This is a genomic window from Streptomyces sp. NPDC060209, from assembly GCF_042728155.1.
In the GTDB taxonomy this organism is placed as follows: domain Bacteria; phylum Actinomycetota; class Actinomycetes; order Streptomycetales; family Streptomycetaceae; genus Streptomyces.
The window spans coordinates 26908-34999 of record NZ_JBHWZS010000033.1; the positions used below are offsets into that span (position 1 = coordinate 26908).

Sequence of the window (8092 nt, forward strand, 5' to 3'; positions counted from 1 at the left end):
ACCACATGCCCATCCCTGCGGGCAGCATCGTCACCGCCGGGCAGCTGACCCGAATGCAGCCGACCCCGTACTACCGGCAGGCGCAGACGGCCACTGCCATCTCCACCCTCACATTCGTGGCGGTCGGAGACTGCACGATCACCCTGACCACCCTCGCGGCGAACGCGCTCTTCGTTTGCCAGGCGAATTTTTCGTATGACACCCAGACGCCCGTGACCTCGGTCTACACACGCGGCGGGCTTTTCGTGGACGGGGTCCAGCAGAGTGGCGAGTCCCGATGGTCCGAAGGCACTACCGGCGGTGACGGGGCCGACTACGACATGGCGGGGAAAGCGTGGAGCGGCGTCCTGGCCACTGCGGGGGCCCACACGCTGGATCTGCGGTGCGCGCTCAACTCGATCACATCCGGCCCGGTCATCACCTGCACGGGTTTCACCGACATGCTCGTCACCATTTACGAGGTGGTCTGAATGGCAGTCGTCGTACAGCGCTACGAATCCATGCAGTTCACCGGCGACAACGGCGAGACCCTCGCCGAGTGGGCCGGGAACGCAGCCTTCGAAAGGGTCGACGCCGACGGATACCTCCACCTACTCATGACCGACGCCGACGGCAGCACGTTTCTCACCCACATAAACCCGGGCTGGTGGGCCCTGCGCGCCAGCGGCTCCTTCCAGGGGCAAATCAGTCCTGAGGACTATCCGAACTGGTACTACGAACTCCCCAACACCTGACTCCACCCCCACACCTCATCCGCCCCGCGCCTGCTGGCCGGGGCTTTCTGCTGCCCGGAGGGCACCTATGAAGCTCGTGACCCGAGCCCAGCTTGGATGGCCCGCTTCGGCTGCGCCGTCGCAGTCGAGCACCAAGGGCGTGAAGGTTCACTACGAGGGCACGGCCGTGAGTACGAAGCTCCTCGCGGACCATGACGCGTGCATCGACGAGTGGAAGAACATCCGCCGCAGCCACCTGGCGAACACGGCTGAGAACTACTCCGACGTGGCGTACAACTACGCGGCCTGCGCGCACGGCTACCTGCTGGAGGGCCGCGGCCTGAAGAAGCGCACTGGGGCGAACGGCAATCAGGCGCTGAACCAGGCGCATTACGCGATCCTCGGCCTGGTCGGCTCGTCCGGGCTGACCGAGCCGAACGACGCGATGCTCGGCGCGATCCGCGACGGCATTGACCTCCTGCGGAAGAACGGCGCCGGCACGGAGGTCAAGGGCCACCGCGACGGGTACGCCACCGCCTGCCCCGGCGGACCGCTCTACGCATGGGTGCAGAAGGGCGCGCCCCGACCGGCAGGCACCGAGACGAAGCCTGCCACCACCCCGGCCAAGTCCCGCGTCGACCTGTCGCTCCTGGTGAAGGCAGCGCGCACCGACCCGCCGAAGAAGGGCGCGCCAGTCTCCTACGCGGGCGCTAAGACCGTGGAGCAGGCCCTCGTCAAGGAGGGGCTGTTGGCGAAGAACCTCGCGGACGGGCACTTCGGGTCGGCCACCGTCACCGCGTATGCGGCGTGGCAGCGGCGTCTCGGCTACAAGGGCGACGACGCCGACGGCATTCCCGGCAAAACCACACTCACCCGCCTGGGCAAGGCCCACGGCTTCACCGTCACCAACTAGGAGTGCCCATGCAGAAGCAGCTGTTCCTCGACCTCGGCGAGCGCGCCCTCTGGACCGGAGCGCAGGCGTCCCTCGGCGTCGTCGCCACCGAGCTGGCCGACATACCTGTCTGGTGGGCCGCGCCCTTCGCTCTGGCTCTGGCCAGCGCGAAGGGCTGGGTCGCCGGGCGCCTCGGCCGCGCGGGCACGGCGTCCACGCTGCCCGCGACCGCCGACCCGGCGTCCCACCCCCGCGCCGTCTGACCTGAACTGGAGCACGACCCATGGCTGATGAGCCGTCGAACGGCGAGCTCGGGCGGCTCATCCAAGCCCTGCGCGACGACGTGCGCGAGGACCTGGGGAACCTGAACGGGCGCCTCGATACCTTCGTCTCGCAGGACGTCTACACCATCGAAAAGACCCAGCTCGGCGCGCGCGTCACCACGCTGGAGACGAAACGCGAGCAGGATGCCGACCGGCTGGTGGCGACCCGCCGCTGGATGATCGGTGTCGTGATCACCGTGGTGGTCGCACTGCTCCCCTATCTCGCGATGACGGTGAAGGGGGCAGGAGCATGAGGCGGCACGCGGAACGGGCGCACCCCTGGCTCGGCAACATCCTCACCCTCGCCGGTGCGCTACTGGCGGGCGGTGCGATATTCACCGTGCAGGACCTGGCATCGGACCTGCGCGACGCCAACCTCGCGCGCGACCAGCTGGCACAGCAGGTCGAGCGGCTCGGCGGCTCCCCGGTCGCCGGGCCGCCCGGCTCCCGGGGGGAACCCGGAAAGGGTGTGGCCGGTCCGACCGGCCCACCGGGCGAGCAAGGAGCCCCTGGTGTGCCGGGTCCCGTAGGCCCGACTGGGCCAATAGGGCTGATAGGACCGAGCGGCAGCCCAGGGACTGACGGCGTCGGCGAGACCGGGCTGCCAGGTGCCGATGGGCAGTCCGTGGTCGGACCGGCAGGATCCCAAGGTGAAGCAGGGCCCCAAGGTGAGGCCGGACCAGCCGGATCACCAGGGCCCGCGGGCAAGGACGGGGCGGACGGCCGCGACGGAAGTAACGGGCAGACCTGCCCGGACGGGTACACCCTGCAGCCGCCACCCATGGACCCTGATGCGCTGGTCTGCCGAAGGAACGGGGCGCCGGCAGAACCGGACCCCGACCCGTCGCCCGAGTCAGGGCCGCTCGCACTGGACCCCTCCCGACGCCAGTACCCATGAACCACATCGCCCCCTGCCCGGCCGTGACGGCCGAGCAGGGGGCGATATCGCGCGTTCAGGCTCCGTGACGCAGCCCACAGAAAGGGCCTTGCCCCATACCCTGGCAGTGACGAGCTGGACAGAGAAGAGGGGCAAGGCCATGCCGAATGATGCTACCCCGGACCCATACGCCGACCCGCTGGCATTCGGGCAACGCATGCAGATCCTCCGGACCCACCGCGGCTTGAGCCGCCCCGTCGTGGCCGGCCTGCTCGGCATGTCGCCGTCATGGGTGAAGCAGATCGAGACAGGGCAGATCGGTATGCCGAAGTACACCCTTGTATTGCGCATCGCCGAACTCCTGCGAGTACGGGACCTGTCCGACCTCACCGGGGACCAGAGCGCCCAGGTCGACCTCTTCATCGGGCCGGGGCACCCCCGATTGCCTGCAGTCCGGGACGCCGTGAATGCCCTGACGCTGGGCGAAAACCGTGAGGCGCCGTCCGCCGAGCACCTGGCGGCTCGCCTCTCAACGGCGTGGGCGGCGCGGCATGAGGCACCCAATCACCGCCAGGTCGTTGGCGAACTGCTACCGGGCCTGATCCGGGACGCGCAGCTCGCCACTCGGCAGGCTGACACGGCGTCGGATCGCCGAGCAGCGCAGGCGGTGCTCAGCGAGGTCTATTCGCTCAGCCAGTTCTTCGTGGCGTATCAGCCAGACTCAGCTCTACTGTGGCGGGTCGCTGAGCGGGGCATGGTCGCGGCGCAGGAGTCCGAAGATCCGCACGCCATCGGAGTGGCCGCATGGCTGGCCGCGCAGGCACACAGGGACAGCGGACACTTCGACGCTGCCGACGCCATGACGATGGAGGCGCTCGGCTATCTTGAGCGATTCCTGCCCGACGCTGATGATCGGACGGCAGCGATTGCCGGAGCCCTGCAGTTCGAGGCTGGCTACACTGCGGCCCGCCGTGGGGAGAACGGCTCGGCATGGGGGTGGTGGGACAAGGCGCGGGTGACTGCCGGAGCCCTGGCCCCTGGCTACTACCACCCGATCACTTCCTTCTCGCAGGCCATCATGGGCGCTCACGCCGTCACGGTTGCAGTTGAGCTACGTGCCGGCGGGGAATCGGTACGGCAGGCTGTGGCCGCTGATTCCGTGGCGATCCCCTCCCGGCCGCGGCTCGCAAGGCACCGGATCGAGGAGGCTCGGGCGTACCAGTTGGATGGTCAGGCAGAGACCGCGCTCGCCACCCTGGAGAAGGCGCACAAGGCTGCGCCGGAGACCATCCGCTACAACGGGTACGCGCGGCGCATCGTGCTGGAGGAGACCGAGTCTCGGTTCCCCGCCCGTAGGCGGCGCGCTGCGGCGCTCGCCGAACAACTCGGACTACTCGCCGCCTAAATCGAACGCGTAGACGAGGGGCAGGATCCTGCCCCTCGTTTGCTGTGCCCGCTTCTACGGTCTGAGCACTGGCCGACGAGCAGGGATGACTACCCATGGCGATGACGATGAAGGTGTACGAGGTCGATCGATACGGGCAGACAGTCCGCGTCGTGCAGCCGGAGACTGAAGTCACCCCGCTGACCGAGGTGGACCCGTCATCCGTGTTCCCGGCCTGCCAGTGCCAGCAGTGCAAGGACACGGCGTGACAGCGCCTGCGGCCCGCTCGCTCCCAGCGCTGGAGGCGCTGACGTGGGACCAGGCCAAAGGTCACGCCTGCGTCTGGTGCCGCACACCCCTTACGACCGGCGCTGTGTCCGCTGGCACCATTCGTGAACGCGACGCCGCACATGTCCTCGACACGGAGGTCTGGGCCTGCCCGGCGTGCGATGCCGGGGAGGAACCGCGAGGAGAGGCGCGACCCATGACGGTGCCGCAGGGAGGCCGAACGTGAACTGCCCTCACTGCGGCGCCGCCACCTATGAGGACAACCTTGGCCGCTGGTTCTGCAGCGCTAACTGCGGATGGAACAGCGGCTACACGATGGGAGTTCGCCATGAACTGCGGAAACTGCGGAGCAGGTGCACAGCAAGGGACGGACGGCCGGTGGTACTGCCTGAACCAGTGCGGCTGGTCAAGGTTCGCGCCTGCGCCGGCACCGTCCGGGGTAGCCTCCGGGCATGAGCAGCGCGGCGGGGACCACCCCGGACATCACTCGGACCGACTGCGCCCAGTGCGGCACTGAGGTCCTCGGCCTCGACGGCCGGTATTCATGCACTGGGTGCGGATGGGTGAATCACCACTCGGACGGGCACAGCGAGTTGCCGGCCGCCAGCACCGACGTGGACTACCCGAACCCGTTGAGCGCTGGCTGAGCACCCACTATCACCCCCGGCCGCCTCCCCCCTGTCAGGTGGTCGGGGGTTCCGTGTGCCCGCGCACAAGCTCGGCCAGATCCACGCCGATGGCGTGGGCAATCCGAATGAGGGAGTCGAGCATGGGCGAGGCATGGCCCTGCTCGATGCGGTTGTAGGACGCGAGGCCGATTCCGGACCTGAGGGACACCTGCTCCTGGGTGAGGTTCGCGTGCTGGCGTACCGCCCTGATGTGGTCGCCGACGGCCTGGCGTCTGGCGATGACGCGGTCGCGTGGCAGGGGCAGGTCGTGCACCCGCCCACGTTCGCCGCGCCAAGATCATTTGTCTTTATGGTTGACCCTAAAACCGTCGATCATGAATGCTGAGCGCCCTTGCGCAGAGACGGAGACCACCGTGCAGCAGACCCTGATCCTCATCCGGCAGGCACTCCCGATCGGCAGGCGGCCTACCAACGACCGACCAGCCCCCACGGTCCGGGAGTGGGTGGACCCGCGCTACGAAGCGCTCGCAGCAATCTGGGACATGGTGCAGCCACCGCCCGAAGCCGTAGGGTTCTTCTACGCGGAAAAGTGACCCACTGAGCCCCGATCGCACACCAGCGGTCGGGGCTCAGTCATGCCCGTCGCCAACCTCTCGGGCCAGCAGCGGGCCAGCAGCGCTCACGCACGAGGCTCGGAACGGGATGAACCCCAGCTCACATGCGCTCTGAGCTGGGGTTCAGCGGTAGGCCGTGTGGGACTCGAACCCACAACCAACGGATTAAAAGTCCGCTGCTCTGACCAATTGAGCTAACGGCCCGGGATGGATCACCCCCCGAGCATAGCTGCCCCGGGCCCGGCAGCCGATCGGGTATCGGGTGCCGGGCCCTGTCGTGCCCGGAGCAGGGCCGGTCAGTCCGTGATTTCGTCCGTGATCGTGCGCTTGTGATCCGGGGCGCTCGGCTTGAGGAACCAGTGCCGGGCCGAGACCAGCCACCAGACGGCGGCGAAGCCGAGCACCACCAGCACTGCCAGAGGTGCGTAGTTGAAGCTCTCCCAGGTGACCGGGGACACCTGGGGCAGCATGAAGAGCACCGTGATCACTCCGACCCAGGCCACCGCGACCACGCCGATGGGCCGGGACCACCGGCCCAGGTGCCAGGGGCCCCGGACGAAGTCGTCGCCCCGCAGCAGCCTGAGCAGCGTGGGGATGACGTAGGCGATGTAGAGGCCGATGACCGCGATGGACGTCACGGCGGCGTACGCGGTGACGTTGATGAGGTACGGGAGACCGAGGGCCAGCGCGCCGAGCGCGGCCAGCCAGACCGCCGCGACGGGTGTACGGGTGCGGGGGCTGACCGTGTGCCAGACACGGGAGAAGGGCAGCGCCCCGTCGCGCGAGAAGGCGTAGATCATGCGGCTGTTGGCGGTCACCGAGGCCATCCCGCAGAAGAGCTGTGCCCCGATCACGACGAGCAGCAGGAGCTTGCCCGCGGTGGCGCCGAGTGCGTCCAGCAGGATCTGGGCGGGCGGGGCACCGGTCGGGGAGTTCAGAGCGCCGTCGTAGGACTGGATGGCGAAGGTGAAGCCCAGCAGGAGCACGAATCCGGCGATCCAGGACGTCCAGATGGACTGCACGATGCCGCGCGGGCCCGCCACGGCCGCGTCGTGGGTCTCCTCCGTCATATGGGCGGAGGCGTCGTACCCGGTGAAGGTGTACTGCGCCATCAGCAGGCCGATCATCACGACGTAGAAGCCGCTGCCCCAGCCGGTGTTGTTGACGAACTCGGTGAAGACGTACGACGCCGACCGGTGCGAGTCCGGCACGAAGGTCAGCGCGCCCACGATGACGGCGACCCCGACCACGTGCCACCACACGCTGACGTTGTTGAGGACGGCCACGATGCCGACGCCGAAAGTGTTCAGCAGGCCGTGCAGGATCAGGATCGCCGCGAAGAGCAGGATCGTCCGGCCGGGAGTGACCTCGAAGCCGAACTGGAGGTTCAGGTACGCCCCGAGGAAGGACGCCGCCCCGAAGTCGATGCCGGCGGTGACGGCGACCTGGCCGAGCACGTTGAACCAGCCGGCGAACCAGGCCCACGCCGCGGCCGAACGCGGCGGGGCGAGGCGGTGGGCCCAGAAGTACAGGCCCGCGGACGTCGGGTAGGCCGAACAGATCTCGGCCATCGCCAGACCGACGAACAGCGTCATCAGCCCGACGCCGACCCAGCCCCAGGTGATGACGGCGGGCCCGCCGGTGTTCATGCCGAACAGATACAGCGTCAGACAGCCGGAGAGCACCGAGATGATCGTGAACGAGACCGCGTAGTTGGAGAAGGCGGACATCCGGCGCGCGAGCACCTGGGTGTAGCCGAGTTCGGCCAGCCGTTCCTCGTCCGTGGTCGGGGACGGAGCGGGGGCGGACGTGGGTGAGGAGCCCGACGGGGCGTCCGGTGGAGGTGCCGCGACTGCGGCGTCGTCATTTGTCATGCCCCCAGCGATGCCCTCGCAGGGTCTCCGGAAACGCCTCGGGGCCCGTACACCACCGAAGTGCTGTACGGGCCCCGAGGGACTGCTCAGTGAGTCAGCAGGACTCAGCCGTTGCGCTTCCAGCGCGGCTTGTCGTCACGGCGGCCGAAGGTGCCGGTGCCGGTGCCCGTGCCGGTGCCACCGCGGTGGTCGTCACGACGGCCGGTCGGGCGGTCGGCGCCACCGGTGCGGAAGCCGCCCGCGGGACGGTCGTCACGACGGTCGCGGTTGAACGGACGGTCGCTGCCGCCGGAGCGGAAGCCACCGGAGGGGCGCTCGTCACGACGGTCGCGGTTGAACGCCGGGCGGTCGTTGTCACGACGCTCGAACGAACGGCCACCACGGTCGTCCCGACGGTCACCGCCGCCGGAGCGGAAGCCACCGGAGGGGCGCTCGTCACGACGGTCGCGGTTGAACGCCGGGCGGTCGTTGTCACGACGCTCGAACGAACGGCCACCA

At 68.7% G+C, this 8092-nt stretch carries 10 protein-coding genes, 1 tRNA gene and 1 pseudogene; 8 read left to right on the forward strand and 4 right to left on the reverse strand.

The genetic code is table 11. The annotated features are described in order from the left end of the window. The first annotated feature begins 5 nt into the window (after window positions 1-5). The 7 genes from ACFWFI_RS09755 to ACFWFI_RS09785 all read left to right on the forward strand — a co-directional run bounded on the left by ACFWFI_RS09755 (window position 6) and on the right by ACFWFI_RS09785 (window position 4458). Window positions 6-470: a hypothetical protein gene (locus tag ACFWFI_RS09755; RefSeq protein WP_387387533.1), complete on the forward strand. Its 465-nt coding sequence runs from the start codon at window positions 6-8 to the stop codon at window positions 468-470. Then, window positions 471-734, forward strand: a complete 264-nt coding sequence (locus ACFWFI_RS09760) for a hypothetical protein (RefSeq protein ID WP_387387535.1) — start codon at window positions 471-473, stop codon at window positions 732-734. Between the two features lie 67 nt (window positions 735-801). Beyond that, complete coding sequence (locus tag ACFWFI_RS09765; RefSeq protein WP_387387537.1) at window positions 802-1626, forward strand: peptidoglycan-binding protein; 825 nt, start codon at window positions 802-804, stop codon at window positions 1624-1626. 8 nt (window positions 1627-1634) lie between these two features. After that, window positions 1635-1868, forward strand: coding sequence for a hypothetical protein (locus ACFWFI_RS09770; protein ID WP_387387539.1), 234 nt, complete (start codon window positions 1635-1637; stop codon window positions 1866-1868). 20 nt (window positions 1869-1888) lie between these two features. Continuing rightward, window positions 1889-2182, forward strand: coding sequence for a hypothetical protein (locus tag ACFWFI_RS09775; RefSeq protein ID WP_387387541.1), 294 nt, complete (start codon window positions 1889-1891; stop codon window positions 2180-2182). Between the two features lie 783 nt (window positions 2183-2965). Further along, complete coding sequence (locus ACFWFI_RS09780) at window positions 2966-4210, forward strand: helix-turn-helix domain-containing protein (RefSeq protein WP_387387543.1); 1245 nt, start codon at window positions 2966-2968, stop codon at window positions 4208-4210. Window positions 4211-4305: 95 nt separating this feature from the next. Beyond that, entirely contained in the window at window positions 4306-4458 is a 153-nt protein-coding gene (locus ACFWFI_RS09785) for a hypothetical protein (protein ID WP_387387544.1), read from the forward strand. 700 nt (window positions 4459-5158) lie between these two features. On the opposite strand, the gene ACFWFI_RS09790 is transcribed toward ACFWFI_RS09785, so the two are convergent. Continuing rightward, window positions 5159-5419 (reverse strand): helix-turn-helix domain-containing protein, encoded by a 261-nt coding sequence (locus ACFWFI_RS09790; RefSeq protein ID WP_387387546.1) that lies wholly within the window; start codon window positions 5417-5419, stop codon window positions 5159-5161. A gap of 100 nt (window positions 5420-5519) precedes the next feature. On the opposite strand from ACFWFI_RS09790, the gene ACFWFI_RS09795 reads away from it, so the two are divergent. After that, window positions 5520-5699, forward strand: a complete 180-nt coding sequence (locus ACFWFI_RS09795; RefSeq protein WP_387387548.1) for a hypothetical protein — start codon at window positions 5520-5522, stop codon at window positions 5697-5699. Window positions 5700-5850: 151 nt separating this feature from the next. Here the strand turns inward: ACFWFI_RS09795 and ACFWFI_RS09800 are convergent. From ACFWFI_RS09800 to ACFWFI_RS09810, 3 genes and pseudogenes are all read right to left on the reverse strand, one after another. Then, window positions 5851-5924, reverse strand: a tRNA-Lys gene (locus tag ACFWFI_RS09800). Between the two features lie 92 nt (window positions 5925-6016). After that, complete coding sequence (locus ACFWFI_RS09805; RefSeq protein ID WP_387387550.1) at window positions 6017-7594, reverse strand: amino acid permease; 1578 nt, start codon at window positions 7592-7594, stop codon at window positions 6017-6019. A 104-nt stretch (window positions 7595-7698) separates the two neighbouring features. Next, window positions 7699-8092 (reverse strand): annotated as a pseudogene (locus ACFWFI_RS09810) (RNA helicase); the annotation flags it as partial.